A 26998-nucleotide genomic window follows, 5' to 3' on the forward strand; every position below is an offset into this window, starting at 1 on the left:
AACGCATCCCTCCAACGGCCGAGATCTATGCTGTGACCTGCGGCCACCGTCTCTTCGTTAGTCCACACAACTCACGATGATCAACGGTGGCCGCACCCATGTCTGCACCGGCTCTCATGAGCCGAAGCACGGAAGCACCTTGAGACTGGGTGAGCTGGCCTTTCGGGCCCGCACGCACGTTGGGTATCACCAGTGAGGCACCGTACTTGTCATCACTGGCCATTTCGATGAGAGAACACCATGATTTCGGAGTACCAGCAGCGACTGCGCGAACAGTTCCTCTCCGTCCCCGAGGCTCCGCCGCCAGCCCCTTGGCGGCCAGTCCTGGACCGGCGAACCCCCATAGGCGGCCTGCTCGGCATCGGCTTCGCCGTCGCTCCCGACACCGGTCGCGACCTCGTCATGGTGGTCTCCGCTGACGGGCACGGCCTCTTCGACACCGAGACCGGGGAGAAGATCGCCCGCGACCGCGACCCTGATTCCGACGACAGCACCCCCGACGCCGTGCCCGATCTCACCTGCCCCGGACTCGGACCCGTCACCGGGACCCGAGTGCGCATCGCCGGACTCTTCGGCGGCGGCCTGCACACCACCACTCTCGACGGCTGGAGCCTGGAAGTCGTCAGCCCCGAGTGGCCCCACCACCGTGTCCTGCTCTCCACAGACGGAGGAATGCCCCACAGCGGACCGCACGGTGAACACTGGTGGCACATCTTCGACTCCAACTACTCCGAATTGCGGGTCGCCGGCTTTTCACCGTCCGGACGCACCCTCGCCGTCGCCACCAGCAGCGACCTCACACTCTGGACCCGCCAGGCTCCCGAAGTAGGCCCCACGGGCGATGTCAGGGCATGACGCGCTACGACCTCGCCGCGACGCTCAGTGAGCAGACGCCGGCCTGCGGACCTGCACGCGACGCCTTGCTCAGCGGGGGCGCCTTCGTCGTCCGGGACGGCTTGGTCCCCGCTAACCCGATCGTGCGCACCTCCCGGACCTGACTTCGGCTCACCTCACCAGCAAGATCACGATCTACAGATGGAGTACTAGGGGTGCTGGTCACCGCGACCAGCGTGCAGGACTCGATCGACGGCCGGAACCGCAACCAACGGATCGCTGTCGAGCATCCCACCGTCCGCAAGACGTGAAGCGACGGCGGCTACCAGCACCTCGTTGAGTACGCCGCCTCCCTAGGCATCGACATGCACATCGTCCGCCCCGATCCCACCACCAGCGGATTTACCATTCTGCCCCGCCGCTGGACCGTCCAGCGGTCTTTGGGGTGGCTCATGCACCACCGACGCCTGGCCCGCGACTACGAAGTGGGCCGCCCCGCGTCCGCCCGGCACCCCGGTCCCCGGGGCGTGGGGGAGTCGGGGGCCGCGGCTCGCGCGGCACCGACTCTCGATTGCGGGCCTTGCCGACCGCCGTCTCATAGTGCGGTCACCGGCCCGGGGGAACGGTGACCATCAGCCCTGTCCCGGTCCGCTCCATGAGGAATTCATGACCCCGCCCTCGGCGGCGGGCACGGAACCCCGTGGGTCGGGCACTCGGCTCCACCGTCCGGATTCCGGACTTGGCCGAAACTTTCCATGAGGGCCGCTGCGATTCTCGCACCCGTCGATTCCGTTGACTGCAGGGCCGATAGCACCTAAAACCGAAGGAATGAAGTCGCTGAGCAACGAATTCCGAAGATGTATAGCTCTTGACCTGTGCAAGACATAGGGATTGCATGGCGCCGCCGGGGGCGATGGAACTACGCACTACCCGCTCGTCTGGAGGCGATACCGCTCCCGCGCTCAGACTCCGCACCTGTTGATCGGAACCCGCAGAATGACCGACACGCTCAGCGCCCCCCAGGCGCTCGCGCCCGCGACCGGACCCACGCCGCAGAAGCTCAGGCGTTCCATCGGCGTCGCGGGCGGTACACTGCTCACGCTCTCCTGCGTCACGCCCGCCTCGACCCTCTTCGTGGTCGTACCGGATCTGTTTTCCACCCTCGGCACCTTCACCGCCCTCACCATCGCCATCGGCTCCCTCCTCTGCATCGGAGTCGCCTTCTGTTACTCGGAGTTGGGTACCCTCATTCCGAGCGCGGGCGGTGAGTACGCCATGGTGTCGACGATGGCCGGACGGCTGGCCGGGTGGCTCGTCTTCGTCCTGTCGTTGCTCGTCGTCATGATCGTGCCTCCGGTCATCGCCATGGGAACCGCGGACTATCTCGCCCCCCTCGTTGACGTGCCTGCCCCTCTCGCGGGCGCCGGAGTCATGCTGCTCGCGACCCTCGCGGGCCTCCTCGATCTGCGCGCCAACGCGTGGATCACCGGCATCTTCCTCGTGCTCGAAGTGATCGCGGCCGGCGTGGTCGCCGTCCTCGGGTTCGCCCATGCGGAGCGCGGCCCCTCCGCGCTCGTACACGGCTCGGTCGCCCCGGAATCCGGGACGACCTCCACGGTCACCGCCATGATGGTGATCTCCGGGCTCGCGATCGCGCTCTTCATCACCCAGGGCTTCTCGACGGCGGTCTATCTCTCCGAGGAGCTGGAGAACCCTCGCCGCAATGTGGCCCGCACCGTGCTCGCCACGCTCGCCATCTCGACGGCCGTCATCCTCGTCCCGGTCATCGCCATCACGATGGGCGCCCCCGACCTCGCCGCCCTGACATCGGGCGACCTGAACAGCATGGTCGCCGCGTGGTCCAATTCGGCCGTCGGCACCTTCGTGAGCCTCTGCGTCGCCCTCGCGATCGTCAACGCGGGCATCGTCATGGTCATCCAGAACTCACGGGTCCTGTTCGCGTCGGCCCGGGACAAGGCGTGGCCGGAGCCGGTCAACAGGGCCCTGTCCCGCCTCGGCGGCTACGGCTCGCCCTGGGTAGCGACACTGGTCGTCGGCGTACCCGGCGCGGCACTCTGCTTCGTCAACCTCGACACTCTGTACGGCGTCACCGGTGTCTCGGTCACCGGGATGTACCTGCTCGTCGCCGTCGCCGCGCTCCTCTGCCGACGCGGCTCGCACAAGGGGACGCCGGCCTGGCGGATGCCGCTGTGGCCCGCGATCCCCGTGCTGCTCATCGCGGTGCTCGCTTACATCCTCGTCCAGCAGGAGACCGATTACCTGCTGTGGACCGGCGGGATCACGGCGGTCGCCACACTCTACTGGGCCCTGTACCTGCGGCCCCGCAGGGAGACCCGCTGGCTGGTCAGCATTCCTGAAGACGCTCAGCTCTGAGCGACACGTTCCGGAGCGGCCGCACCGACGCCCCGGGCGGGGTGCGGCCGCGCCCCGCCCGGGGCGTCGGTGCGGCTCCCGCGGACGACCGCCCATCGGCCAGCGGCACACGCGCATGGCCGTCACTCGTTCCTCGGCGAGATCCAGCGCATGGCGCACCGCGCCCAACGCGACGGCCCGCTGGCCGAGCATCGAGGCGCTCACTGCGACCGGCACCAGGGCGTGCGCCCGCAGGTGCTTCCGTACGGGTTCGAGCAGCGTGTCCCCGGCTCGAGAGACCCCACCGCCGATGACGACCCGGCCCGGATCGAGCACGAGCAGAAGGGCCGCCAGCCCCCGGGCGAACCGGGCTGCCACCCGGTCGGCCACCTCGACGGCGGCTCGGTCGCCGGCTTCGGCCGCCGCGAAGAGCGGGGCGATGTCGTGGTCGGCGCGCCGACCGGTGCGCCTGCCTCGACGGCCAGCCGATAATGGCCTCGGCCCCCACGAACTGCTCGAATGGTCCCCTGCCGGCGGCGGCGCGGGGGCCGGGCGCGGCGTCCGGGTCGCGTAAGAGGTCGATGAACCCCAGCTCCCCTGCGGCGGCCGAACTCCCCTGGTAAAGCCTGCCGTTGATGACGATGCCAGTGCCGATCCGCGTACCCCACTGGACGAAGACCAGGCAGTCGTTGTCGGTGTCCGCACCGCCTGCGGAGTCATGGCCGGTGCTGGCCGCCGCGCCGCTACAGCGCGCGGCGAGCGCCGCGAGATTGACGTCGTTATCGATGGACACCGGGCAGTGCAGTCACGCGCGCAGCATCGACACCGCGGGGAGACCCGCCCAGTCGGGGATGCTTGGGGCGAGCAGGACCTCGCCTCGCTCCCGGTCCACGATGCCGGGCGTATCGGTACTGACGGCCCACAGGCCGGACAGCGGCACCCCGGCCTCGGCCGCCGCGGCCGTCAGCGCGGTCCCTACGGTGGCGAAGAGTTGGGGGCCGGCCGAGCCTTCGTGGACGGCGCGCGGTGACAGGCCAGTACGGTCCCTGCCAGGTCCGCGATCACCACCAGGACCTTGTGCGGTCCTATGTCGACGCCGGCCACATGTCCCGCCTCCGCACGGAATCTCGCGTACTGCGCGGGCCGGCCGAGCTGCGGGCTTCCTGCGGACGCGGTGAACTCGACCAGCCCGCAGTCCCTCACTTCCGTCAGCGCCCTGGTGACCGCGGGCCGTGACAGACGACGTGACGCTGCGCTTCGTCGTAGACGAGCTCGGCTGGCAGACACTGGAGTCGATCCCCCAGGGACAGGCACTGGTCCGTGAAGCACTCCAGGGTCGGGTCCAGTGGTTGAGCACCCGGACGGCACGTGTGTAGAAGCTCGCAAGCCCAGTGGCGTGCTGTTGTTGGACAGACCCCGGAGCAGCGTCACTGGGTCGGGATCGGCTGGGTGAGGTTCACCGGGTTGCCGTCGGGGTCCTGGATGTGGGCGACGCGCTGTCCCCACGGCATGTTCCTGGGGCCGCTGCGGACCGAGCCGCCCAGCGCTGTCACCCGGCCGAGGGTCTCGTCGACGTCGTCGACACTGATGCTGAGCAGGATTCGTGGTGCCGCCCCGGTCCCCGGGTTCGTCTTGGCCACCAGCCCGAGGTCGGTGTCGCCGATGCGCAAGCCGAGGCCCCCTACGCCCCGCCCGGCGACGGCGCCCACTTCGTCGACCTGGTCTACCGGGCCCTCGCGGCGAACCCGGACGTCTTCGACTCCACCGCGCTGTTCCTCAACTACGACGAGAATGACGGCGTCGACCACGTGCCGCCCCCCTCGCCGCCGGCCGGTACCGCCGGTGAGTTCCTGAACGGCGTGCCGTACGGATTCGGCTTCCGTGTCCCGATGACCGTCGTCTCGCCCTGGACGCGGCGGTGGCTGGGTCTCTTCGGAGGTCTTCGAGCACACGTCGGTCGTGCGTTTCCTGGAGACCTGGACGTCCGCTCTCGGCAAGCCGGCGGCCTGTCCCAACATCAGCGCCTGGCGGCGCAAGGTGAGCGGGGACCTGACCGGCGTCTTCGACTTCTCCCGCCCGGTCTACGGCGCGGTCTCCCTGCCCGCGACGAGCGTCATCGGATCCTCGACGTGCGGTCCGCTGCCCAACCCCGTGCCGACGACCAACGCACTGCCCACGCAGGAGCCCGGCACCCGACCGGCCAGGGCCCTGCCCTACCAGCCCAACGGATATCTGGACCGGCTGGAGTTCGGGACGTCCGGGAAGATCCTGGCCTGGTTCACGATGGCCAACCAGGGGGCCCCGCGACGCGAGCGGCCCATCTGTCCATCCACCCCAACGCCTACCGCGACACCGCGCCGTGGCAGTACACGGTGGACGCCGGCTCCACCGCCGCCGAATTCTTCAACATCGGCCCGGGATCCGGTGACGGCAAGTACGACTTCACCATGACCGGACCCAACCGTTTCCTGCGTCGTTTCCGGGGTGACGGTACCAAGGCCGGCAAATCGGTCGAGGTGAGCAGCCGGTACGCCACGGAACCCGGCACCGGCAAGCTCGCCCTATACCTCAAGCTGGGCAACTCCGGCTCGGTCCCGGTGAAGTTCACCATCGCCTCCCAGCAGTACCGCGCCGACGGCCCGTGGAGCTACACCGTCGCGGCCGGCTCGTCGACGGAGGACTTCTTCAACGCGGTTGCCCTCCAGAACGGATGGTACGACTTCACCGTCACAGTGGACTCCGACGCCACCTGGTCACGCCGGTTCACCGGACATCTGGAGACCGGCGCGGCCAGCGTCAGTGGCTGACGCCCGGGGGCACATTGCGCACCTCGTCTTGGCGGGGAACACCGGCGACACCGGCGCGCCGTGTTCCCCGCGCCCCGCAACGCCCGTACGGCGGACCACGTCACCGGGCGCTTCTGGCTGAGCGGGCGCTTCGGCTGAGCGGGTGGGGAGGCGGCGCGGACGCATAGGACGAGCGGGGCGTCAGCGGGAGGAGCGGACCGGGCGGGGGAGGGGCGGAGCCGACGGGAGGGGGTACGGCGTCAGTTGTGCGGGGAGCGGGCCGCGCGGGCTTCGCCGCGGATCTGTTCGCCGGACGCCGGCTTCACGCCCGCCACCACGTCCGCGTACTCCTCTATCGCCCGAGCCCCCGCCAGGTAGTCGCCCCTGCGCACCAGCACCCGGGCCCGCTCGAACCGCAGCCGGGCCGGGTCAGCTCCAGAAGGATGTCCATCAGAGCCGCCTACGACTTCGACAAGTACCGCCGCCTGCTGCGCAAGCGCGGCATCACACCCATGATCGCCCGACGCGGCGTCGCTCACGGCTCCGGACTGGGCAAGGTGCGCTGGGGGTGGTCGAGGGCGCCTTCGCCTGGCTGCACCAGTTCAAACGGCTCCGTACCCGCTACGAACGACGCGCCGCATCGAGGTCGCTGGCTGCCCCGTTCTGGGGCTGGGACAGCGGCAACCATTCGATGAGACATCACGGCGAACGCCGCTTCGGACAGGTCTATCCCGTGACTCTTCAGTCTGGCCCCACAGGCCAGACAACGATGCGCTGGACGATCCCGCCCTACGCGCCCGGTCACGACGGCGCACAGTGATCAGCAGGCACCACGACCACTTAGGGTGACCATGCTGGACACCTCCGGAGGATACGCGACACCTCAACAGGCGGGCCTACCAGTCGCTGTTCCGCGCTACCCCAAGGCCGTAGTCGGTGGGAGTCAGAGGCTTTCCGGGAGGGCTTGGCCGTGCTCCTGAGGGCCTTGCTGATGGCTACCGACTGGCCGTCTGGGAGAACTTTCTGTGAAGGCCCGAGGCCACAGCCTCGGCTGTCCGCGACCCGGCGCAACGAGGGGTCAATACGCTGTCTGGCGGCCCTTCCGGGCATAGGGTGAGCGCCCCCTTAGTCCAGCTGTGGAGGTCTGTACCCGGTGCCTGGATCCTTCGTTCACCTGCACAATCACACCGAGTACTCGATGCTGGACGGGGCTCAGCGGCTGAAGCCCATGTTCGCTGAGGTGGACCGTCAGGGCATGCCGGCCATCGCGATGTCCGACCACGGGAACATGTTCGGGGCATATGAGTTCCAGCAGGTGGCCAAGGGCTTCGAGGGTGTGAAGCCGATCATCGGGATCGAGGCGTACGTAGCCCCGTCCAGTCGGCGGAATCGGAAGCAGGAGTTCTGGGGCCCCGGCGGTGTCCGGGCGATGTCGGATGACGGCGAGGGGTCCAAGGACGTCTCGGGCGGTGGCCGTTTCACCCACATGACGATGTGGGCGCAGAACGTGCAGGGCCTGCGGAACCTGTTCTACCTTTCGACGGAGGCCAGCTACACGGGTCAGTTCCCGGCCGGCAAGCCGCGCATGGACATAGAGCTGATCTCTGAGCACTCCGAGGGGATCATCGGTACGACCGGGTGCCCCTCGGGTGCCATCCAGACCCGGCTGAGGCTGAACCAGTACGACGAAGCTCGTGAGGTAGCGGCCGCTTACCAGGACATCCTGGGCAAGGAGAACTACTTCCTCGAACTGATGGATCACGGCCTGGACCTGGAGCGCAATGTCCGCGGGGACCTGCTGCGGCTGGCGAAGGACCTGAGCATTCCGCTGCTCGCCACGAACGATGCGCACTACGTCCTCGAGGAGCACGCGGACGCGCACGACAACCTGCTGTGCATCGGCGTCGGCAAAGACAAGGCCGATCCTGGGCGCTTCCGGTTCAACGGCACCGGCTACTACCTCAAGACGGCCGCCGAGATGCGGGAGCTGTTCTCGGAGCTCCCCGAGGCGTGTGACAACACCCTGCTGATCGCCGAGCGCATCGAGTCCTACGAGCAGGTGTTCGCTCCTGAGGACGAGATGCCCCAGTACCCGGATGTTCCGGAGGGGGAGACGCAGGAGTCGTGGCTGCGCCGGGAGTGCCTCAAGGGCCTGGCGATGCGCTACGGCTCGCCGATCCCGGACCCGGTCATGGAGCGGTTCGAGACCGAGATGAAGGTCATCGGTCCGATGGGCTTCTCCTCGTACTTCCTCGTGGTCGCCGACATCTGCCAGTACGCCCGGGACCAAAAGATTCCCGTCGGACCGGGCCGTGGCTCGGCGACCGGGTCGATCGTGGCGTACGCGACCCGCATCACTGAGCTGTGCCCGCTGGAGCACGGGTTGCTCTTCGAGCGGTTCCTCAACCCTGAGCGCATCAACCCGCCGGACGTCGACCTCGATTTCGACGACCGCCACCGTGACCGCATGGTGCGCTACGTCGTGGAGAAGTACGGCGACGAGTTCACCGCCATGGTGAACACGTTCGGAAAGCTCAAGGCCAAGAACGCGATCAAGGACACCTCCCGTCTCCTGGGGTATCCGTTCTCCCACGGCGAGCGGATCACCAAGGCCCTGCCGGCCGACGTAATGGGCAAGTCGATCCCCCTGCCGGGGATCTTCGACAAGGACCACCCCCGCTATGGAGAAGCCGGCGAGATCCGGGCTCTGTACGAGAACGAGCTGGATGTCCGCAAGGTCATCGACGGTGCGATGGGCGTCGAGGGCCTGATCCGTAACACCGGTGTCCACGCAGCCGCGGTGATCCTGTCCAAAACCAGGCTGACCGACCGCATCCCGCTGCACATGCGGGCCAAGGACGGCGTCAAGATCACCGGCTTCGACTACCCGTCCTGCGAGGACATGGGCCTGGTCAAGATGGACTTCCTGGGGCTGAGGAACCTCGGGGTCATCGATCACGCCATCCAGAACATTCGCGAGAACCGCGGCGTCCGCATCACCACCGACACCGTCCCGCAGAACGGCGACCAGGCAATCCCCCTGGACGACGCCACCACCTTCCAGCTCCTGGCCCGCGGTGACACCTTCGGCGTGTTCCAGCTCGACGGCGGCGGCATGCGCACCCTCCTCAAAGCCATGGAGCCCTCCCGGTTCGAAGACATCGCCGCAGCACTCGCCCTTTACCGGCCCGGGCCCATGGCAGCCAACGCGCACATGAACTACGCGCACCGCAAAACCGGGCGCCAGGAGATCGCCCCGATCCACCCCGAGCTGGAAGGCGCCCTGGAACCCATCCTCGGCAACACCTTCCACCTCCTGGTCTACCAGGAGCAGATCATGGCGATCGCCCGGCAACTCGCCGGGTACACCCTGGGAGGCGCCGACCTGCTGCGCCGCGCCATGGGCAAGAAGAAGCCCGAGGTCCTGGCCGCCGAGTGGGAGAAGTTCCACGGCGGGATGAAGGACAACGACTACTCCGAAGAAGCCATCAAGGCCCTGTGGGACGTCATGCTCCCCTTCTCCGGATACGCGTTCAACAAGTCCCACACCGCCGGCTACGGCCTCGTCTCCTACTGGACGGCCTACCTCAAAGCCAACTTCCCGGCCGAGTACATGGCCGCCCTCCTCACCTCCGTGGGTGACGACAAGGACAAGGCCGGCATCTACCTGGCCGATGCCCGCAAGCTCGGCGTGCAGGTCCTCCAACCGGACATCAACGAGTCCGTAGCGAATTTCACCGCCATCGGCGACGACGTCCGCTTCGGCCTGCGCTCCATCCGCAACGTCGGCGACAACGTCATCGAATCACTCGTCAGCACCCGCAAGGCGAAGGGCAAATACGCCTCCTTCTCCGACTTCCTCGACAAAGCCGAAATCGGCGCGCTCAACAAGAGAGCCGTCGAATCACTGATCAAGGCCGGTGCCTTCGACTCCCTCAAGCACTCCCGCAAAGGCCTGTCAGCGGTCCACGAAGACGCCATCGACTCCGTCATCCCGGTGAAGAAGCAGGCCGCCATCGGGCAGGACGACCTGTTCGGCGACCTCGGAGCCGAAGACCCGGACACGGCCGCATTCGGCCTGGACTTCCCCATCGACGACTCCGAGTGGCCCCGCAAGCAGCTGCTCGCCACCGAGCGGGAGATGCTCGGCATGTACGTCTCCGCGCACCCCCTGGACGGCACCGAGCACATTCTCACCCGCAACCGGGACACAACGATCAGCGAGCTTCTCGCCTCCGGCCGCAGCGAAGGGACGGTGCAGCTCGCCGGGCTGATCACGGGCGTCACGCTGAAGGTGACCAAGCAAGGAAACGCCTGGGCCATCATCAACCTCGCCGACCGCGACGGTGAGATGGAAGTACTGTTCTTCCCCGCCGCCTACGCTCTGGTCCAGGCCGCGCTCATCCCCGACAGCATCGTGTCCGTGACGGGCCGGCTGAACGACCGGGACGGCACGATCAGCATCTTCGGCCAGGAGCTCCAGGTGCTGGACGTATCGTCCGCAGAGGCAGGCGGCCGCCCGCCGGTACAGCTCCAGCTGCGTTCCCACCAGGTCAATGAGCGCAACGTGAAAGAGCTGAAGCGGATCCTCGGGGCACACCGGGGCGCCAGCCCAGTACGTCTCCAGGTACGCGGCCTGGAGAAGACCACGGTGTACGCGCTCGGATACGAAGTCGACCCGACATCCGTTGCCTCGGACGTGAAGGGCACCCTGGGCCCCGACGTCTGGGTCGGCGTCGTATGACCGAGGACACGGCGGCACCTGTCGTTCAGATCGACAACGTGCCGCTGTGCCCACGCTGCGAGGCACCAGGGCTCATGCTGGCCCGATTCCCGAGCTCGTGGAAGAACCAGCAGGGCACGGACGTCGACGGATTCAAGCAAGCCTTACTGTGCGCCAGCTGCGACGCCACGGACCCAGCCGCAGCCGACCTCCTTGCCCTGTTCGCCGTCGACGGCTGGCTCAGCCCGGAGAACCTCGCTCTGTTCACGGAGCTGGCTGCAGCCTGGATAGCCGTAGCCGCTCTCCGCAAGGTCCACCAGAGAAATCTGACGGACGAAGAGGAGCGCTTCAGGCGCGGCGAGCTGTAGCGCTCCGCAGATAGCAGCCGCTCCGGTGCTCATCGCCTGCTAAAGGTTGTTGCAGAACGCCTGGGATAGGGCATTCCTCTTGTACGGGTGGGGTGTTGCGGGCTGAGTCGTTGTGGGTGGAGACGTTCACCGGCTTGCGGATGGGCCGGTTCGAGAAGTTGGTGAAGGCAGCTCGGGAGCGGGGCGGGAACGGTCCCGGTGGAGGGCGCCCGTGGTGCCTGCCGCTGGCGGACCGGGTCCTTCTGGTGGCCGTCTACTACCGCACCAACCTCACGATGCGGCAGCTTGCCCCGCTGTTCGGAATTTCCCCGGCCACCGTCTGCAGGGTCATCCATCGCCTGCGGCCGCTTCTCGCGCCGGAGCCGGCGCCGCGGCCGGTCGCGGACGTCGAACGGTTGTGGATCGTGGACGGAACCCTCGTCCCGGTTCGCGACCGCAGGGTCGCTGCGTCCTCCCGTAACTATCGGTTCTCGGCGAACGTGCAGGTCATCATCGATGCGGACAGCCGCCTGGTGATCGCCTCAGCCCGCCCCGTCCCCGGGAACAAGGCCGATGCCCACGCCTGGCGAGAATCAGACCTGCCCGCTATGGCGGCCGGGACCACGGTCATCGCAGACGGCGCCTACCTGGGCACCGGGTTGATCGTCCCCCGCCGCAGAAGAGCCGGACGCCCACTTCTGCGCGGCCAGGAGGAGGACAACGCCGAACACCGACGCGTCCGCGCCCGCGTCGAGCACACCTTCGCCCGCATGAGTACTGCAACCGCATCTGGAGAATGTGGCCTCGTCGTTTGTAGTGGGAGCGGCGGGCTCGGGCCTGGCTGCGTCGTCGGAAGCGTGACCAGTGCAGATGGTGCTCGTTGCTGTGACAGTGGCGCGTGACGACGACGTGGCCCATCAACCGGCGAATCTCCGGGACGCTAGGGATATGAGGTCCTGCTCGTCGTCGAGAGTGCCCCTTTTGCGGCTTCTGTGGCGCGGACGGCGGAAAGGTAGGCGAGGGCGGCCATGGCCAGGGTGATGTGGCGGTACCAGGCCCGGTAGAGCCGCACCTGGTAGTGGTCCAGACCGCACTCTCCCTTCGCGGTCTGGAAGCACTCCTCCACCGCCCACCTCGCGGCAGCCACTTTGACCAGGTCTTTCAGTCGGGAGGCGACCGGGCCGTAGCAGACGTAGTAGGCGATCTCGCTCGGGTCGCTGATGCTGCGTCGGGCCAGCACCCAGTGCCCGAAGCCGTTCTCCCAGTACGGGCGGATCGCGACACGCGCCCAGTCGTAGATCCGCTCACCGTGCGCGCCGGCCCCGCCGGAGATCCGTTTCCACCGCTGGCGGGGCAGCGCGGCGACCAGCTGGTCCACCCGCGCGTCCGCCCCGCGCGCGGTGATCACGGTGTCGTTGACCTTCGTGGCCAGCACGTGCGCGACCCGACGTTTCTCCAGCCACACTCGCAGGTGCTTGACCTGCCCGTATGCCTCGTCAGCGGTGACCCACGCGAACGGGACACCCGCGTCGATGGCCCGTTGCAGCATCCACTTGAAGTGCTCGTTCTTGGTCGCGAAGGGGACCTCGTCGTCGATCCCGGCCGCGCGGCAGCGGTCACGGTCATCCGTCCAGGAGACGGGGATGTAGAGCTCGCGGTCGATCAACGCCCGCCCCCTGGAGGAGGCATAGGCCAGGAATGTTCCGATCCGACTGTTCTCCGTGCGGCCAGCTGTGCCGGTGTACTGACGCCGGACGCCGGCGGACTTGGTGCCCTTCTTCAGGAAGCCGGTGTCGTCGCCGATCAGCACCGCGTCCTTGGTGCCGATAGTCTCCACGACGAAGTCCCTCACATCGTCGCGGACCGCGTTCTCGTCCCAGTCGGAGTGGTTGAGCAGGCGCTGGACGCCGTCGGGGCGCAACTGCCCGACCTGCTCCGACAGCGTCCACCCGTTCTTCTTCTCAAGCGGCGCGAGCAACCCGTTCAGATAGTCCGACGCCCGCTCGCGGGGCTCCGACCTGCCGAAACGGTGGGCGAATCGGGCATGGAACCCGCCTATCCCCTCGGACCACGACTCGACCTGCTCAACCGTCAACGATTCATCGCACAGTCGGAACAACGAGCCAAACCAGCACCTGTCACGGCAGATGCGGTTGCAGTACTAACCCGTCATGGGTGTGGGCGGCCGGCGGTGCCGTCTCGACCGTGGGCGATCTGTCGGTGTACGTCGAGGCGCTAGCACGCGGCACACTCCTGGAGGCGCGGACACAGCAGCAGCGGACGGACATGGAGCCGGTCGCGGACGGCATCCGCTACGGACTCGGGATCGCCGCCTTCTCCGGTATGTGGGGCCACAACGGCGTGCTCATTGAGCCGGTCCGCGCAATCCGCCCCTTATCAGGGAGGCGAAGGTCTCCGCAGCCTCCGCTTCGCTGCAGCCGGCGCGGACCATCAGGCCCGAGAGGGCCTCACCCGCGCCGATCAAGCCCGCACAGCGTCGTTGGAGCTCTGTCGAGGACAAGGTGCTGTGCGGCTCCAGAACTGTTGCGAACAACTGGACGGAGTCGTCGAGGAGTTCCTGGTACACGGCGTCCTTCTCCGTACTGCCCCCCAGCGCAGCGCCGACGGCGTGCCATTCACCGCTCGTGTCAGCAGAACAGCGGACGTAGGCAGCCGCCAGGATCTCGGCGGTTTCATCGAGGCCCCGTTCGCCGGGGGGCAACGCGTTCCGCAGCGTGTTCTTCTGTTCTATGTCGATCGACCTGTAGAGCTCGATCAACAGCTCCGACCGCGTACCGAAATGATCGTAGGCGACTGGTTTGGAGACACCGGCGCGCGTAGCCAGATGCCCCAGGGTCAGTCGATCCGCACCCTCCTCGCGGACAATCAGAAGCGCCATTTTGAGCAGTTGGCGCCGCCGTTCCTCGTTGGAGAGTCGGCGCGGAGTTGCCCTTCTGGTCTCATCTCGCATGTCGCACATCGCCTCGCTCTCGCTTGCTAACCTACTAAAGGTAGGTTAGCGTAAGTCTTGCTGCTCGGGACTGCCTGGAGGCGAGGAGGTTTGGCTATGAGACAGACTCGTCGGCGGTTCCGGCATCGTCGATCGTCGCCGAGCGGCGCGTTTTCCGCGCCACGCGGCACAGTATCTGCAGCGTGGCGTCGAGACTGGCGTCGGGTCAGCGCCGCCGCCATTCTCTTGACGGACGAAAGGATTGCGGGGTGATATTACACCCCGGTCGCGCTAGTTACCGCGCGTCAGTATTTCCCCAGGCCCCGTGGAGATCGGCCACGAGGCAGCGGCACCAAGTATGACCCGGATGCTGTCCGTCCGGCGGTGGTCCTCGACCTGAAACACCAGATGAAGACCATGGCCGCTGCGCTCGCTCGCCGCAACGATGCCTACGTCTGACTTCTCGACGGTGGTACCAGGGCCACGTTCGGCGCCGTCGGCGGCACCAGAGGAGGCCGCTGACTCCTCCGCATGCCGAGGTCGGCCTCGCGATCCCGACCACGCGCCGAACGTTCAGCTCAGTCCCGCGTTCGGGTCGGGCTATGCCCGGCCGCCACTGAGGCGAGCCGATGTCCATCGAGATCGTCATCGAACGGTCCGCATCTCGCCCAGCTCAAGCATGCCAACGCAAGATCCTGAATTGGAGTAAGTGTGATGCACGACAATCTCGTCTCCGCCACCTCGGCGCCGAGCGACCCACTCCCGCTGCGCCGCGCACAGGTGGAGGCGAACGGAGCCTCGTTCCACGTGATCGAGCAGGGGGAGGGGCCTGCTGTCCTGTTCGTCCACGGCTTTCCCGACACCGCCGAAACCTGGCGCAGCCAGATGCGCGCCGTCGCGGAAGCAGGTTATCGGGCGGTCGCGTTCGATATGCGCGGCTTCGGGGCGAGCTACGCCCCATCCGGTGTAGGACTCTACAGCGCCCTCCACATTGTGGGCGATCTGGTGGGGGTGCTCGATGCCCTCGACATCAGTTCCGCCGTTCTCGTCGGACATGACTGGGGCGCGGACCATGCTCAGCGTGCGATGGTGATGCGGCCGGACCGCTTCCGCGCGGTTGTCAGCCTGAGCATACCTTTCCTGCCCCGCGGTGAGCTCAGCACTTGGGACGGGCTTCGCCAGCAAGGTCTGGGAGAGCGATACTACGCATTCGGCATGATGGAGCCCGGCGGCGACGCAGATTTCGAGCCCGCTGAGAAGACCATCCCCAGCATCCTGTACTGGCTTTCCGGTAGTCCGTCGCCGGAGACGGGGTGGGACCCTATTGATCCTGCACGGCACATGCTCCGGCCTGCTCCGGTGTCGGTTCCAGAATGGGCTGACCCGGGCTACGTCCACCACACCATCCGCTCGTTCGAAAAGACAGGATTTGACGGCGGGCTCAATCACTACCGTGGCGCGCAGGTGACGTTCGATCTCATGTCGGCTTTCAAGGGCGCGGTGATCCAGCAGCCGTCACTCTACATCTGGGGCGCCGCTGATGGCCTGTGCCAGTTGTTCCATCCCACATCCCCTACGCGTGAGGAGCTACTGCCCCTCGCCCCCGGCCTGGTCGATGTGATCCGGCTGGAGAACGTAGGCCACTGGCCTCAGCACGAGGCGGCCAGCCGCGTCAACACCGAGCTGATCAAGTTCCTCGGCGGGCTCGAGTTGCCGGAAGGGCCTGGCTCCGACGGGCGCAACGGATGATGTCCGGCCGTACCGCGCCCACTCCATCGAGAAAGAGAACCGACATGAACCTTGAAGCCGCGATCCGGGCCGCCGACCTCCCGGCCGCCATCGACCTCCTCCGCTCGGGCGCGGACGTGAACCGCGCCGGGCCCGAAGGTCTCCCGCCGCTGATGATCGCTTCCGGTCTCGGTCAACTACAGATGGTGGAATGTCTGCTGACGGCCGGAGCGCCGGTGCACGCGATCGAGCCGCGGATGGGAGCGACGGCGCTCCACAAGGCGGTGCAATCGGGCAACACCGACGTTGTTGGGCTGCTCCTCGACCACGGATCCTTCATTGATCAGCAGTCACCCGTTCTCGGGAACACGCCGCTCATGGATGCGGTGCTAAACAAGCACGAAGGGGTGGTGCAACTCCTCCTGGAACGCGGAGCCAGGACGCCGATCACGAACCACTGGCAGCAAACGGCCCTCGACCTCGCGCACGATGACCATCTCGATGCGATCGCGCGCCTGATCGAGAGGCGGAACGAGACCGATGCCGAGCAGATCCGCGCTCTGCCCCTGGTAGCCGCAGTCAAGGTCGGCGACATCAGCGAAGTCGAACGGCTGATCGCTGCTGGAGCTCGGGTCAACGAGCGGACGCCGATCGTGGGTAGCTTCGACGACGACTACACTCCGCTTGGTATGGCCAGCCGCGAGAAGCACACCAAGATTGTGCGCGTGCTGCTCGACGCGGGTGCGGATCCTCGCCGGGTGATCGGGCTGATGAGGGGCACACCAGTGCACGACGCCAGCTACTTCGGGCATGCCGACATCATACGGGCCCTGACGGAGAAGCCCGGGCGTGCTGGCGCGCCGGCAGCTGAGATCGATGCGCAGGGCCCCTACAACGGCCTGACCGCGCTACACGACGCGGTCTGGCACGGGCATGTGGACGCGGCGCGAGCACTGATCGACGCTGGAGCCCGCCTGGACCTGAAGACGCATGCGGGCCTCACGCCCCGAGGCCTGGCCCTTCTCTACGGTTACGATGACCTCGCCGAGCTCCTCGCCGAAGCCGAGCGGGAGTGATCCACCCCTCGATCACCTCACAGATGTAGCCTCATCCCTTCCTCGCAGCCCAGGAAGCACCGGCTCCATCGACTCGGCCACCCGCCGGTGGAAGCAGGGCCGAAGCAGAGAGTGGCCTTCGCCTTCCCGGAGGAAGGCAGGGTGGTTCCCGCACCTGCGGGGACGCGTGCGCAACCGGGTCGTTGGCGTGGGGCTCGTGAGTGTACGGGTCACTTTGGGGCTCCTGAGGGTGGCCGGGGGCGGGGAGGTTTCCGCCCCCGGCGTTGGGCGGATGAGAGGTTGGGCTGATCCAGTCCAGCAGCCGGTCGAGGACCACCTGCTGGCCCGGGGTGTCGGTGGCGACCTCGGCGGCGAGGTGGTCGAGTACGGCGTCGGTCCAGCCGGATACGACGTGCAGCACGACGGGCAGCCCGTCCAGCAGCCTGCGGCTGATCTCGCCGCGTACCGGGTAGGCGCCGACGATCAGCGTCGTCGCGCCGTCGCCGGCGTCGCCGTCGCAGTCGTTCCAGCCGAGCCGGTGCCGGGTCCCGCCCTGCTCGGGCGTCGCGCAGTGCTCGCCGCACGCGATCGGTTCGGCCCTGTGCCGACCTCGTCGACGAAGGTGAACCGTGCGGGGCCCCGCACGATGACCGTCTCGCCGGCGCGGAGCTGTTCGGGCGGGCGGTGTTCGCCGCAGACCTGATCGGCCGGGACTTCACCGCACCCCGCCCCGGGATCGACATGACCGAACTCATCACGCTGGAGGGGAAGCTGTATCTGGCGACCTGTATCGATCTCGCGACGCGGGAGGTGGTCGGCTGGGCGATGGCCGACCATCACCGTGCCGCACTGCCGGTCGCCGCGCTGCGGATGGCGGCCGGACGCGGCGGCCTGGAGCACGGCTGTGTCATGCACACCGACCGCGGCAGCGAATATACGAGCGAGGAATTCCGCACCGAGATAGGCAAGTTGCGCATGAGACAGTCGATGGGACGTGTCGGCTCTTGTTACGATAACGCTGCTGCGGAAAGCTGGTTCGCCGTTCTCAAAGCGGAGATCGGAACCACCGCCTGGGCGACCCGCGAAGCCGCCCGCGCCGACGTCTTCCGCTACATCGAGGTCGAGTACAACCGCAACCGACTCCGCAGGCATCCCGAGTACGGGTACGTCACCCCGCTCGAAACGAGAACCTTGCTCAGGCACGACCTCACCCCCGCAGCGTGAACACCCGCTGTCCAGCACTCGGGGGGAACTTCACTGCAGGGCATCACCTCCGCCAACGTGGTACCCAACAAAGCGAAACCTCCATCCACCGTCACGCCAGCATCTTCTGAAAGGACCGCAATGAGCACCGCCACCAGCCGGCTGACCGCCGAGGACCTCGAGTTCCTCGGACGCCCCCTGCACGGGTTCCTGTCCGTGGCCGGGGGAACGCAGCCGCCACAGCCCCGGCCAGTGTGGTTCGAGGCCACCGCAGAGGGGACGATCCAGTTCTTCACGGAGCCGGGCTCGCTGAAGGTGCGGCGCCTGCACCGCGACCCCCGCGCCTCGATCGTTGTCGCAGCCCCGGTAGGTGAGCGTGAGCGCTGGGTGTCCGTCGTCGGCCGCACCACGATGGCGGCCGACGGAGCGCACGACCTGTGTTCCCGCCTCGCCGCTCGCTACTGGGACCTCGACGACCAGGCCCGGGCCCACGACCTCGCCATGATGCTGGCCGCTGACCCACTCCGCGTCGTCATCCACCCGGAGACCGTGCACCGCTACGGGCACTGACCTCCAGCCTCAGCTCGCGCCACCGGTACGTCGGACTGCGCAGCGATAGTTGCCAGCGTGCCCAGCGTGCCCAGCGTGCCCCGGTTTCCGCGTACTCTCCGGTGCGCGGCCGGGCCGGTACGCCTGAACGTGGCCAGTCGTCAGGCCACGTTGGTGTCCCGGCCGGTGGCCCTGAGGCAGTTCTTCAGACGGTAGGCCGAGGCAGTCGGTCACGATGTGCCGCTTCCGCCCGTTGATCTGCTTGCCTCCGTCGTAGCCGCGTGAGCCGGCGGGTACCGTCGCGGCGGCCTTCACCGACTGCGCGTCGATGATCCCGGCCGTCGGTTCCGCCTCGCGGCCCTCGCGGACCCGGACCCGGTCACGAAGCCGGTCGTGGAACTCGGTGATCAGTCCGTGCTGCCGCCAACGGCGGAAGAAGGCGTAGACGCGGTCCCAGCCGGGGAAGTCCACGGGCATTGACCGCCAGGAGATCCCGCCCGCCACGAGATAGCGGATCGCATCCAACATCTGCCGGTGGCAGTACCCTTCGGGCTGCCCGCCCGGCCCTCCAGCCAGGCCGGCGTGGCAACAGCGGCCGTACCACCGTCCACTCCTCGTCGCTCATGCCCGAGGGATACCGGCGCACCCGGTCCGGATGATCTGCCTCGTTGCCGTACACGTGCGCGAGGCAATCGCACGACACGACGGACGAGTTGAAGTCTGCGGGCGCGAGCGCGTACAACAACGACAACGGGGCCTCCTTTGATGGGGCTCCTTGAAAATCCCCAGCCCCTGCTCGGGGCGCCATCAGACCTGCTCGACGGATCTCCCCACCCATTGCGGGCCTGTCCTGGGACGGTCCACCAATGGCGAGGGAGCGCCCGATAGCCCGTCAGGGCCCGGGTGGTGGGAAGTTGCACATGCCGTAGCGGCATGTGGTGTCGTCGAGGGCACCACAGCACGAAAGGCCCTGTCTGGGATGTACCCCTCCGCCACACCTCCCCGCGAGGTCAAGATCGGCGATGCCGCCGCCTTCGCCGGAACCACCCCGCGCGCCATTCGTCACTACCACCAGATCGGTCTGCTGCCGGAGCCCGAGCGAGGCGGAGACGGACGCCGCCGCTACGGCTACGACGACATGATCCGCCTGCTGTGGATCCGCAAGATGTCCGAGGCCGGCATCAGCCTGGACGACATGCGGGCCGCCTTCAACGAAGCCCGGGACATCGAGGACGTCCTGGGCCGGCTGGAGGAAACCCTGGCCGCCCAGGAGGCCGACATCAAGCGTCAGCGCGCGGCAGTCCAGCGCCTGCGGGTCGTGGGCAGCCCCCTGGGCTTGCTCTCCCCGTTGGTCACGGACCGGCTCAGCCACCTGCCTTCTGGCTCACTATGCCCCTCCGACCTGGACGCCCTGCTGGTCACGGAACGGATCTTCGGGCCGCTGGGAGCCGCAATTCAGGCCAGCGTGTTCATCATCCTGGCGACCCATCCCGGCCTACGAGCCGAGGCAGACCGCCTCGACGCGGCCGACGCCGCCCTCGATGACACCGTCGACCCCCACGACCCTCAGGTCGAGGAACTCGCCGCGCAGCACTGCGCCCACCACAAGGCCCTGCACCGGGCCATTGAAGCGGCCGGACTGGACGTGGCCGAGGAGAAGCTCTTCGATATCTACGACGCCGAGGCGAGCGGCGAGGAGGAGGTCCAGATGAGCGCCTTCGAAGCGATAACCAAGATGCCCTACGGCTTCTCCGCGGCCCGGACACGGTGCGTGGAACTCACAGGACGGCTCCTTGCCGGGCTCCTCTCCACAGACAGCTGATCGCTGGTGTGGCCGTCGGTGAGGATCCCGGATCGGCCACCGACACGAAGCCAGCCTCTCGACGTCTCGACACGGCCCGCACACTCCACGAGCGGGAAACTCAAGCCGACGACCCGCGCCACGCTCCTTGAAGCTCCCCACTTCATTGAACACCAGAGCGAGTGATGTGAGGAGCATCCCTGGCCGTTTTCACGAATCCCCATCACCTTGGACCGCTCGGTCAGGTTCGCACCACCGAGCTACCAAGAGGCCCCGCCTTCATGTCCGCACCGCCGCAAGATCACCGACCAGGAACCTTGTTCGACCTGCACGTTCCATGATCGGTACGACAACGGCCTCTGAGAGCTCACAGGCAGGCGGATGACTCTCCGTCATCGACGGTTGACAACCAACCTGCATCACTCTTGCCAACTACAAGGCGTCACGGGCCTCTGACCAGCTCCAGCCAACGGCGGATCTTGCCAACCAGGCTGCGTCGTCACACTGGGCTACCGGCCCAGCGCCAGCGCCCGCGCCCTGGCCAACGGGCGGACCAGCACACTCGGTCTGGTCTTCCGCCGGCCGGGAACCACTACACGGGCATGCAACTGGACTGCCTCTTCCGGGCTGGGTGAGGAAGCCTTGGCGGGTGAGACGTCCAAGACGAGGGCGCGTGACGTTGACCGATGCCTCGTCGGTGGGCATGCCGAGGAGTTTGTGTAGCTCACGGGCTCGGAACTCCTGGTCGGGGTGGTGGTTGAAGGCATTCACGATGGCCTGGTAGGCGGTGTTGGTCTCGGGTGGATCGGGTTCGCCTCCAGCCGTCGTGAGTTCGGCGATGACCTTGCGGGTGGTGGCCAACTCTGCGAGTCGCGCTTCGGTCTCGGCCAGGGTTGCGGTCAAGTGCTCGATCTGGCCGCGTAGTTCACCGGCCTGGGCCGTGGTCTCGTCGTGCTGGGTCTGGAGGTCTGCCAGAAGTTCGATGATGTTCATGCGGCCAGCTGGAGTGTGTCGCGCCAGGTGGGGGCGGGTGTGGTGAGGCGGCGGGTCATGTTCGCGATGGAGGCCCAGTACACGCGCGAGGTGGAAGTGTCGGGCCGGTGGTTCGTACTCGCGGGCCAGCCGGCGGTGCAGCATCAACGTGCCGTTGACCTGCTCCACAATCCACCGCTACGGCTGCGGAACGAAGCCCTTGCCCTGGTCTTCGGGGTTGCGGCGGACGACCTCGACGTCGATGTCCAGCAGGGCCCCGTGGATGATGACCTGGTCTTTGAAGCCTTGGTCCACCAGGGCCCTCTCCAGGTGGTTGCCGCACCGCTCGGCGGCCTGGTCGAGCAGGGCGGTGCCGGCGGCGCTGTCGTGGGCGGATGCGGCCGGCACGACGACACCGATGATCAGCCCGAGAACGTCAACTGCCAGTCCCCGCTTGCGGCCCGACACCTTCTTGTTGGCGTCCAGTCCCGTCGTGGTCTTCGGGACACCGGCAGCCGCGCGGACGGACTGGGTGTCGAGGATCACGAGGGAGTTCAGGATTCGGGGTCAAGGCCCATCGTCTGGGCCGACCGGGCCTATGCGGGCAAGCTCGTGACCTGGGCAAAAAGGCACCTGAATTTCACGATCAAGACCGTCAGCCGCCCCAAGGACACCTCCGGCTTCATCGTGCTGCCCCGGCGCTGGGTCGTTGAACGAAGCCTGGCTTGGATGATGAACGCCCGCCGGCATCCCCGGGACTACGAACGGCTCGTCCAGCACTCGGAGACGCTGATCACTTGGGCCGCGATCACGCTCATGACCAGGCGTCTCGCCCGAACCGTCCGGACGAAGTAGCAGGGGTGCGGACTAGCCGATCCGTCAGCCCATCTGCCGACGAGGGAAGAAGCGGCGCCGCAGACGGTCACCGACTTCGCCTACGACAATCAGCAGCACAGCACTCGCCGCACAGCCCGCGAGACTCGTCGGCTGGTCAAGCAGCAACCCCAAGCCCAAAAAGGCAGCGGTAATAGCCACCCACCACACAACCCACAAGCCGAGCACAGACCACCAGCGCCGTCTCTTCACGCGATCAAGATACGTCCCTCACGCACTGATCCAAGCGGCCCGGCGTCATAAACAGGTGCTCGCCTTCAACGGCAGCATCATCGAGATTCGATCTTCGGCCTCTCAAGAGCCGTCCCAGATCCCCAGACGCTTGAGCCGACGCTGCCGGAGCCGCTCTCCAGCCGCTGTCAGAGCGAAGAGGAGCCCCATAACCAGCCCGCCCGGCGCTGCTAGCACGGGCCCGTCAGGTTCGTCCTCAGACGACACCATCAGGAAGAAGAGCGCGAAGGCACGGCCAGGCAAAGGCCGGTGCCGACCGGGTGCCGGGCCACCCATTTTTGGCTCCGGGTTGGGCGCCTCTGTCCACCAAGAGCCCGATCCAGGGCCCAGAACGTATTACCCAGAGACCGCCACCAGCTCGTCACGGCTGAAGGATACGGCAGCCAGTCGGACCTGACAGCAGCAGACCCCGGGCCGAGCAGGTTGAGAAACAACTACTCACCTTGTTCTTTATCTTCCGTCCGCGCCCTACGGCGCGGACGGAAGATAAAGAACAAGGTTAGGCGATACTCCTCCGGTGCCCGCCCCTTGGGGATATGTTCCTAACCGGTCCTGCGGGAACGACGCCTCCCGATTGACCTTCGTGCTGGCCTGACCTGACTGCCGGCCGAACACCGACCACGAGGGGAATCATCATGACATTCAAGAGAATTCTGCTCCGGCTCGCAGGATCCGTCGCGGCCGTGGCACTGTTACTCACCGCAGCGCCGGCAGTCGCCACTGCGGCGCCGCAGGCCGAGAATCTGTACTGGATCAGGTTCGCGGCGGGGGTCCAACGCTGCCTGGACGCCAACCTCGCAGGCAGCGTGTATACCCACGTCTGCCAAGACGGGAACACCTACCAGCAGTGGGACAACTACACTCCCGGAAAGTTCAGGCACAAGAGGACCGGTCAGTGCCTGGCCGCCGGGTCGTCGTCGGTGTTCCTCACGTCCTGCTCGGTCAATGCCAGCGACTGGACGACGTCGTCCACGACGAACAAGTACATCATGAACAAGTCGACGGGTCTCTGCCTGGACAACGACGGCGGCCAAGCGGAGGCTGTCGGACTGCGGGTCTGCCGGGCGGGAACCGCATTGTGGACCATGACGAGGCTGACGGCCTGACCGGGCGGTGGGCCGTTCGGGAGGACGGCCCACCTAGCAGGTCCAGATCAACCGTCCCGTGCACGCGGGGCACTCGGTGTTCGAGCAGTCGACCCATCCTCGGTGCGGCAACGCCACTCCCGGGCACGCCTGGCCGCGCGTGCAGGACATAGACCCGTCCCGATGATCCACCTGCCGCCCCGTGCATCCTTTGCTTCTCGTCTGCTCCGCGCTGCCGCATCCCGGCGCGCGCGCCCGGGCCTGGCGTGGGGCCGCGCCGCCGGGTTCTGTGGGCCCGTCCGCTCGTTAACGGCACCCCAGCCTGCTCGTCGCCTGGCTCGTTGGCGTTCACACCTGATTTCTACCCGACGTCACCGCGCTCTCGAAGCCGGCTCACCGACACCCAGGGATCGGAAACAGGGTTCGGGGGACGTGGGGGCGGCCTTCGTCTGAGCATGTGCTCCGACCAAGGTGCACGTGACCACGACGAAGGCCGTGAGGGTGAGTCTGCTGCCTGATGCTGTCCGGAGGGAAGCGTCACGCTTCCGGGGCGAGTTCTATGAGTGTCTGACTGCCCGGCGGGATAAGTTGTTCGAGCTGACGGACGCGCTGCTGTGTGTCGACGGGCCGGTCACCTCGCCGGTGGAGTTGACGCTGGTGCCCGAGCACCGGCGTGGTCATGGCGCTTTGTACGGAGCCCTCAACCACGGTGGGATCGACGTCGACAGGTTGCGGGCCCTGCTGGCCGATATGCCCCTGCCGCGTTTCTTTTCGACGGCGGGCGCCTGGTGCTCGCGGTCGATGTGTCACCGTGGCTGCGCTCGGACGCGCCGTGCTCCGCGGACCGGCTGTTCTGCCATGTCTACGGACGGGCGAAGTCCGCCTACCAGTTCATCCCGGGCTGGCCGTACTCCTTCGTCGCAGTCCTGGAGCCCGGCGCCACCTCGTGGACCGGAATTTTGGACGTGGTCCGGCTCGGACCCGAGGACGATGCGACCGCGGTCACCGCCACCCAGCTCCGCGCCGTGGTGGAGCGGCTCATCGCGGCCGGCCAGTGGACACCTGGGGACCCGGACATCACGATCGTCATGGACGCCGGCTACGACGTCACCCGCCTGGCCTGGGTACTGCGCGATCTCCCCATCGAGCTGGTCGGCCGGATCCGCGGCGACCGGGTGATGAGGCTGCCGAAGCCGCCCCACGTCTACAACCCAAAAGGCGGCCACCCGCCCAAGCACGGGCCGGAGTTCCACTTCGCCAAGCCCGAGACCTGGCCCGAACCGGCGATCACCACGGCCACCGACACCAGCAACTACGGCAAGGCCGAGACCCAGGCGTGGGACCGGGTCCACCCCCGGCTCACGCACCGCTCAGCCTGGCTGGAGCATGACGGTGAACTTCCCATCGTCGAGGGCACCTTGGTCCGTCTCGAGGTCGAGCACCTCTCGAAAGACCGGGAGGCACCGGCGGTATGGCTGTGGTCCTCGAAGACCGGAGCCGCCCCGGCGGATGTGGACCGCTGGTGGCAAGGGTTTCTGAGGCGATTCGACCTGGAGCACACGTTCCGTTTCGCGAAACAGACGCTCGGCTGGACCACCCCGAAGGTGCGTACTCCCGAGGCGGCGGACCGCTGGACCTGGCTCCTGGTCGTCGCGCACACTCAGCTCAGGCTCGCCCGGCCGTTGGCCGCCGACCTCCGCCGACCCTGGGAGAAGCCGGCCAAGCCCGAACGCCTCACCCCGGCCCGGGTCCGCCGAGGGTTCAGGAACATCCGAGCCCACCTGCTCTGCCCCGCCCGTGTTCCCCAACCTCGTGGCGCCGGTCCCGGACGACCGCCCAGAAGCAAGAACCGCCGTCCCGCACCCCGCTACGACGTCGGCAAGACCGTCAAACGCCCCGAGACCCTCAAGGCCATCGGCAGACCCGGCAGATCCTGGTAGATAAAGAACAAGCTCACAGGATGTCGCACGAGGCGCTTGAGTCTCCAGCCGCCGGAGGGTTCAGGATCTTGTTCATGGACGACGAACGCCCCGACGTGCTCACCATTGGCCGGCTCGCGCATTGCACCGGACTTCCGGTGCGTACCCTGCGCTTCTGGTCGGACGAGGGGGCGGTGCCGCCTGTGGCCCGCTCTGCGGGCGGCTACCGGTTGTACGACGCCGAGTCCGTGGCCCGCGTCGAGCTGGTCCGCACCTTGCGGGAGCTGGGCCTCGGGCTCGACGACGTGTGCCGCGTCCTGAGCGGTCGCACCACGGTCGCCGAGGTCGCCGACGCGCATGTGGCCGCGCTCGACGCGCAGATCCGTTCACTCAAGGTGAGCCGGGCCGTCCTGTCCACCGTGGCGAAACGGGGTTCGACCGTTGAGGAGACAGCACTGATGAACCGGTTGGCGCGGCTTTCCGCCGCCGAGCGCAAGCAGATCATCGACGAGTTCAAGGAGGAGGTGTTCGGCGGTCTCGACGACCCGCGCCTGCGCGACCGCATACGCACCTTCAGCATCGAATTGCCCGACGATCCCACACCTGAGCAGGTCGACGCCTGGATCGAACTGGCCGAGTTGGTGCGGGACCCCGGGTTCCGCGCCCGGTTGCGCACATGGATGGAGCTCAACACGCCCGTACCGGGGCAGGGCCGTCCCCCCGGGGCGTCCATCTGGTGGGCCAGGCAGATCGTGCAGACCGTCGCGGAGGTCAGAAAAGGCGGGGTCGCTCCCGAGGGGCCAGCAGCGGCCGAGGTGCTGTCCGAACTGTTCGGCGACGCCGATCGGGCAGCCGTGCTGCGCAGCCTGGAGGCCGGGATCGAGGCAGGAGCAGAGCACTACCGCAGGCTCGTTGCCCGTGTGCGCGGGCAGGATTCGTCGCCCGACGCGACCGAGGAGCTGGAATGGCTGGCGCGGGCCCTGCGGGCCGCGGCTCAGACCTGACCTGGTGCTCGGCCTCGGCACGGGGCCGGCCGCCGACCTCGCGGTGCCGCTGGACCGGGACGAGCTGATCGCCTACGGGCCGCGGTTGTCCGAGAACGGTGCCACCAGGGACGTCGGCGTTGATCCGGAGGATGAACCCGGACACGGCACGCGCCATCCCGACCTCGGACCGGCACGCCTGCCTTGGGTGCGCAACTGGCAGTTCGGTAGGCGGTTGTGATGACCGAGGACATTTAGGCGGACGTCACCGCCGAGACCCTTCGGATCGCTCAGCATCCTCGTATTTCACCCGAACCCACGGATGCATCGGCCTGACGCACCCTGGTGGACCCGTGGGTTCGCGCTGAAGGACCTCCGGTTTCCCTGAACAGATTAGGATCGGCGGCCTCGGGACTGGTAGGCCCGCATGTTGAGGTGTCGCGTACTCGCGGCTGAGGCCCACGGACCATGACGCTGGGTGAGAAGTCGGGCCGGCTGATTGGGTCTGGCATGATCGCGCGGTGAGTGATGCGAGGCTGCCGGCCGTGGAGGCCGTTGAGTCACA

The 26998-nt window shown here is 67.4% G+C and carries 21 protein-coding genes and 11 pseudogenes; 22 read left to right on the forward strand and 10 right to left on the reverse strand.

The window, feature by feature from the left end; all coding sequences use genetic code 11:
• Positions 1-240: 240 nt before the first annotated feature.
• The 4 genes and pseudogenes from ACIBCU_RS33440 (at position 241) to ACIBCU_RS33455 (ending at position 3228) form a co-directional block, all read left to right on the forward strand.
• Complete coding sequence (locus tag ACIBCU_RS33440; RefSeq protein ID WP_362928529.1) at positions 241-855, forward strand: hypothetical protein; 615 nt, start codon at positions 241-243, stop codon at positions 853-855.
• On the forward strand, positions 852-998 hold the full coding sequence (locus tag ACIBCU_RS33445) for a hypothetical protein (protein WP_362928531.1): 147 nt from the start codon (positions 852-854) through the stop codon (positions 996-998). The genes ACIBCU_RS33440 and ACIBCU_RS33445 overlap by 4 nt, the downstream gene beginning before the upstream one ends.
• A gap of 42 nt (positions 999-1040) precedes the next feature.
• Positions 1041-1319 (forward strand): annotated as a pseudogene (locus ACIBCU_RS33450) (IS5/IS1182 family transposase); the annotation flags it as partial.
• 511 nt (positions 1320-1830) lie between these two features.
• On the forward strand, positions 1831-3228 hold the full coding sequence (locus ACIBCU_RS33455; protein WP_399236050.1) for an APC family permease: 1398 nt from the start codon (positions 1831-1833) through the stop codon (positions 3226-3228).
• Between the two features lie 213 nt (positions 3229-3441).
• Here ACIBCU_RS33455 and ACIBCU_RS33460 read toward each other — a convergent pair.
• The 3 genes and pseudogenes from ACIBCU_RS33460 to ACIBCU_RS33470 all read right to left on the reverse strand — a co-directional run.
• Positions 3442-3855: pseudogene (locus ACIBCU_RS33460) on the reverse strand (ROK family protein); the annotation flags it as partial.
• A pseudogene (locus tag ACIBCU_RS33465) lies at positions 3791-4000 on the reverse strand (ROK family protein); the annotation flags it as partial. The pseudogenes ACIBCU_RS33460 and ACIBCU_RS33465, both read right to left, overlap by 65 nt.
• Before the next feature lie 12 nt (positions 4001-4012).
• Positions 4013-4147 carry a hypothetical protein gene (locus ACIBCU_RS33470; RefSeq protein ID WP_399236052.1) on the reverse strand — a complete coding sequence of 45 codons (135 nt, stop codon included), beginning with the start codon at positions 4145-4147 and terminating at the stop codon, positions 4013-4015.
• Between the two features lie 292 nt (positions 4148-4439).
• Between ACIBCU_RS33470 and ACIBCU_RS33475 the strand changes: the two genes are divergently transcribed.
• Positions 4440-4583, forward strand: coding sequence for a hypothetical protein (locus ACIBCU_RS33475; RefSeq protein WP_362943340.1), 144 nt, complete (start codon positions 4440-4442; stop codon positions 4581-4583).
• A gap of 51 nt (positions 4584-4634) precedes the next feature.
• Here ACIBCU_RS33475 and ACIBCU_RS33480 read toward each other — a convergent pair whose 3' ends face one another.
• Positions 4635-5015: a VOC family protein gene (locus tag ACIBCU_RS33480; RefSeq protein WP_399236055.1), complete on the reverse strand. Its 381-nt coding sequence runs from the start codon at positions 5013-5015 to the stop codon at positions 4635-4637.
• Between ACIBCU_RS33480 and ACIBCU_RS33485 the strand changes: the two are divergent.
• Both ACIBCU_RS33485 and ACIBCU_RS33490 read left to right on the forward strand, forming a co-directional pair.
• Positions 4926-5636, forward strand: a pseudogene (locus ACIBCU_RS33485) (alkaline phosphatase family protein); the annotation flags it as partial. The gene ACIBCU_RS33480 and the pseudogene ACIBCU_RS33485 overlap by 90 nt on opposite strands.
• Positions 5637-5654: 18 nt before the next feature.
• Positions 5655-6014, forward strand: coding sequence for a phospholipase domain-containing protein (locus ACIBCU_RS33490; protein ID WP_399236153.1), 360 nt, complete (start codon positions 5655-5657; stop codon positions 6012-6014).
• A gap of 239 nt (positions 6015-6253) precedes the next feature.
• Here ACIBCU_RS33490 and ACIBCU_RS33495 read toward each other — a convergent pair whose 3' ends face one another.
• Positions 6254-6391 carry a hypothetical protein gene (locus ACIBCU_RS33495; protein ID WP_362943349.1) on the reverse strand — a complete coding sequence of 46 codons (138 nt, stop codon included), beginning with the start codon at positions 6389-6391 and terminating at the stop codon, positions 6254-6256.
• 60 nt (positions 6392-6451) lie between these two features.
• On the opposite strand from ACIBCU_RS33495, the pseudogene ACIBCU_RS33500 reads away from it, so the two are divergent.
• The 4 genes and pseudogenes from ACIBCU_RS33500 to ACIBCU_RS33515 all read left to right on the forward strand — a co-directional run.
• Positions 6452-6630: pseudogene (locus ACIBCU_RS33500) on the forward strand (transposase); the annotation flags it as partial.
• A 516-nt stretch (positions 6631-7146) separates the two neighbouring features.
• A complete protein-coding gene (gene dnaE, locus ACIBCU_RS33505; protein ID WP_399236057.1) occupies positions 7147-10737 on the forward strand; it encodes a DNA polymerase III subunit alpha in 3591 nt (1196 codons plus the stop codon).
• Entirely contained in the window at positions 10734-11084 is a 351-nt protein-coding gene (locus ACIBCU_RS33510; protein WP_362943355.1) for a DUF6300 family protein, read from the forward strand. The genes dnaE and ACIBCU_RS33510 overlap by 4 nt, the downstream gene beginning before the upstream one ends.
• Before the next feature lie 140 nt (positions 11085-11224).
• Positions 11225-11965, forward strand: coding sequence for a transposase family protein (locus ACIBCU_RS33515; RefSeq protein WP_399236155.1), 741 nt, complete (start codon positions 11225-11227; stop codon positions 11963-11965).
• A 38-nt stretch (positions 11966-12003) separates the two neighbouring features.
• On the opposite strand, the gene ACIBCU_RS33520 is transcribed toward ACIBCU_RS33515, so the two are convergent.
• Both ACIBCU_RS33520 and ACIBCU_RS33525 read right to left on the reverse strand, forming a co-directional pair.
• Positions 12004-13158, reverse strand: coding sequence for an IS701 family transposase (locus ACIBCU_RS33520; RefSeq protein WP_399236059.1), 1155 nt, complete (start codon positions 13156-13158; stop codon positions 12004-12006).
• 270 nt (positions 13159-13428) lie between these two features.
• Complete coding sequence (locus tag ACIBCU_RS33525; RefSeq protein WP_362943210.1) at positions 13429-14034, reverse strand: TetR/AcrR family transcriptional regulator; 606 nt, start codon at positions 14032-14034, stop codon at positions 13429-13431.
• Positions 14035-14727: 693 nt separating this feature from the next.
• On the opposite strand from ACIBCU_RS33525, the gene ACIBCU_RS33530 reads away from it, so the two are divergent.
• Entirely contained in the window at positions 14728-15762 is a 1035-nt protein-coding gene (locus ACIBCU_RS33530; protein ID WP_362943213.1) for an alpha/beta hydrolase, read from the forward strand.
• Positions 15763-15806: 44 nt separating this feature from the next.
• Positions 15807-16817, forward strand: coding sequence for an ankyrin repeat domain-containing protein (locus ACIBCU_RS33535; RefSeq protein WP_399236062.1), 1011 nt, complete (start codon positions 15807-15809; stop codon positions 16815-16817).
• A 286-nt stretch (positions 16818-17103) separates the two neighbouring features.
• Here the strand turns inward: ACIBCU_RS33535 and ACIBCU_RS33540 are convergent.
• Positions 17104-17486 (reverse strand): annotated as a pseudogene (locus ACIBCU_RS33540) (cupin domain-containing protein); the annotation flags it as partial.
• Positions 17487-17537: 51 nt separating this feature from the next.
• On the opposite strand from ACIBCU_RS33540, the gene ACIBCU_RS33545 reads away from it, so the two are divergent.
• Both ACIBCU_RS33545 and ACIBCU_RS33550 read left to right on the forward strand, forming a co-directional pair.
• A complete protein-coding gene (locus tag ACIBCU_RS33545; RefSeq protein ID WP_399236064.1) occupies positions 17538-18020 on the forward strand; it encodes a transposase in 483 nt (160 codons plus the stop codon).
• Positions 18021-18140: 120 nt separating this feature from the next.
• Positions 18141-18569 carry a pyridoxamine 5'-phosphate oxidase family protein gene (locus ACIBCU_RS33550; protein WP_104780104.1) on the forward strand — a complete coding sequence of 143 codons (429 nt, stop codon included), beginning with the start codon at positions 18141-18143 and terminating at the stop codon, positions 18567-18569.
• A 9-nt stretch (positions 18570-18578) separates the two neighbouring features.
• On the opposite strand, the gene ACIBCU_RS33555 is transcribed toward ACIBCU_RS33550, so the two are convergent.
• Positions 18579-19076, reverse strand: coding sequence for a transposase (locus ACIBCU_RS33555; RefSeq protein ID WP_399236067.1), 498 nt, complete (start codon positions 19074-19076; stop codon positions 18579-18581).
• 451 nt (positions 19077-19527) lie between these two features.
• On the opposite strand from ACIBCU_RS33555, the gene ACIBCU_RS33560 reads away from it, so the two are divergent.
• Both ACIBCU_RS33560 and ACIBCU_RS33565 read left to right on the forward strand, forming a co-directional pair.
• Positions 19528-20370 carry a MerR family transcriptional regulator gene (locus ACIBCU_RS33560; protein ID WP_399236069.1) on the forward strand — a complete coding sequence of 281 codons (843 nt, stop codon included), beginning with the start codon at positions 19528-19530 and terminating at the stop codon, positions 20368-20370.
• A 483-nt stretch (positions 20371-20853) separates the two neighbouring features.
• Positions 20854-20963 (forward strand): annotated as a pseudogene (locus ACIBCU_RS33565) (LacI family transcriptional regulator); the annotation flags it as partial.
• 375 nt (positions 20964-21338) lie between these two features.
• On the opposite strand, the pseudogene ACIBCU_RS33570 reads toward ACIBCU_RS33565, so the two are convergent.
• Positions 21339-21873: pseudogene (locus ACIBCU_RS33570) on the reverse strand (transposase); the annotation flags it as partial.
• A gap of 24 nt (positions 21874-21897) precedes the next feature.
• Between ACIBCU_RS33570 and ACIBCU_RS33575 the strand changes: the two are divergent.
• From ACIBCU_RS33575 to ACIBCU_RS33595, 5 genes and pseudogenes are all read left to right on the forward strand, one after another.
• Positions 21898-22161, forward strand: a pseudogene (locus tag ACIBCU_RS33575) (transposase); the annotation flags it as partial.
• A gap of 920 nt (positions 22162-23081) precedes the next feature.
• Positions 23082-23552, forward strand: coding sequence for a ricin-type beta-trefoil lectin domain protein (locus ACIBCU_RS33580; protein ID WP_362943670.1), 471 nt, complete (start codon positions 23082-23084; stop codon positions 23550-23552).
• Between the two features lie 480 nt (positions 23553-24032).
• Positions 24033-25471 (forward strand): annotated as a pseudogene (locus tag ACIBCU_RS33585) (NF041680 family putative transposase).
• Positions 25472-25545: 74 nt separating this feature from the next.
• Positions 25546-26454 (forward strand): MerR family transcriptional regulator, encoded by a 909-nt coding sequence (locus ACIBCU_RS33590; RefSeq protein ID WP_399236071.1) that lies wholly within the window; start codon positions 25546-25548, stop codon positions 26452-26454.
• A 1-nt stretch (position 26455) separates the two neighbouring features.
• Positions 26456-26674, forward strand: a pseudogene (locus tag ACIBCU_RS33595) (hypothetical protein); the annotation flags it as partial.
• Between the last annotated feature and the right edge of the window lie 324 nt (positions 26675-26998).

This window comes from Streptomyces sp. NPDC051064 (assembly GCF_044455985.1).
GTDB lineage: Bacteria > Actinomycetota > Actinomycetes > Streptomycetales > Streptomycetaceae > Streptomyces.

Coding starts and splice junctions, on each gene's coding strand:
- ACIBCU_RS33440 (WP_362928529.1), top strand. CDS start 241: ATGATTTCGGAGTACCAGCAGCGACTGCGCGAACAGTTCCTCTCCGTC.
- ACIBCU_RS33445 (WP_362928531.1), top strand. CDS start 852: ATGACGCGCTACGACCTCGCCGCGACGCTCAGTGAGCAGACGCCGGCC.
- ACIBCU_RS33455 (WP_399236050.1), top strand. CDS start 1,831: ATGACCGACACGCTCAGCGCCCCCCAGGCGCTCGCGCCCGCGACCGGA.
- ACIBCU_RS33490 (WP_399236153.1), top strand. CDS start 5,655: ATGACCGGACCCAACCGTTTCCTGCGTCGTTTCCGGGGTGACGGTACC.
- ACIBCU_RS33510 (WP_362943355.1), top strand. CDS start 10,734: ATGACCGAGGACACGGCGGCACCTGTCGTTCAGATCGACAACGTGCCG.
- ACIBCU_RS33515 (WP_399236155.1), top strand. CDS start 11,225: ATGGGCCGGTTCGAGAAGTTGGTGAAGGCAGCTCGGGAGCGGGGCGGG.
- ACIBCU_RS33525 (WP_362943210.1), bottom strand. CDS start 14,034: ATGCGAGATGAGACCAGAAGGGCAACTCCGCGCCGACTCTCCAACGAG.
- ACIBCU_RS33530 (WP_362943213.1), top strand. CDS start 14,728: ATGCACGACAATCTCGTCTCCGCCACCTCGGCGCCGAGCGACCCACTC.
- ACIBCU_RS33535 (WP_399236062.1), top strand. CDS start 15,807: ATGAACCTTGAAGCCGCGATCCGGGCCGCCGACCTCCCGGCCGCCATC.
- ACIBCU_RS33545 (WP_399236064.1), top strand. CDS start 17,538: ATGACCGAACTCATCACGCTGGAGGGGAAGCTGTATCTGGCGACCTGT.
- ACIBCU_RS33550 (WP_104780104.1), top strand. CDS start 18,141: ATGAGCACCGCCACCAGCCGGCTGACCGCCGAGGACCTCGAGTTCCTC.
- ACIBCU_RS33555 (WP_399236067.1), bottom strand. CDS start 19,076: ATGTTGGATGCGATCCGCTATCTCGTGGCGGGCGGGATCTCCTGGCGG.
- ACIBCU_RS33560 (WP_399236069.1), top strand. CDS start 19,528: ATGTACCCCTCCGCCACACCTCCCCGCGAGGTCAAGATCGGCGATGCC.
- ACIBCU_RS33580 (WP_362943670.1), top strand. CDS start 23,082: ATGACATTCAAGAGAATTCTGCTCCGGCTCGCAGGATCCGTCGCGGCC.
- ACIBCU_RS33590 (WP_399236071.1), top strand. CDS start 25,546: ATGGACGACGAACGCCCCGACGTGCTCACCATTGGCCGGCTCGCGCAT.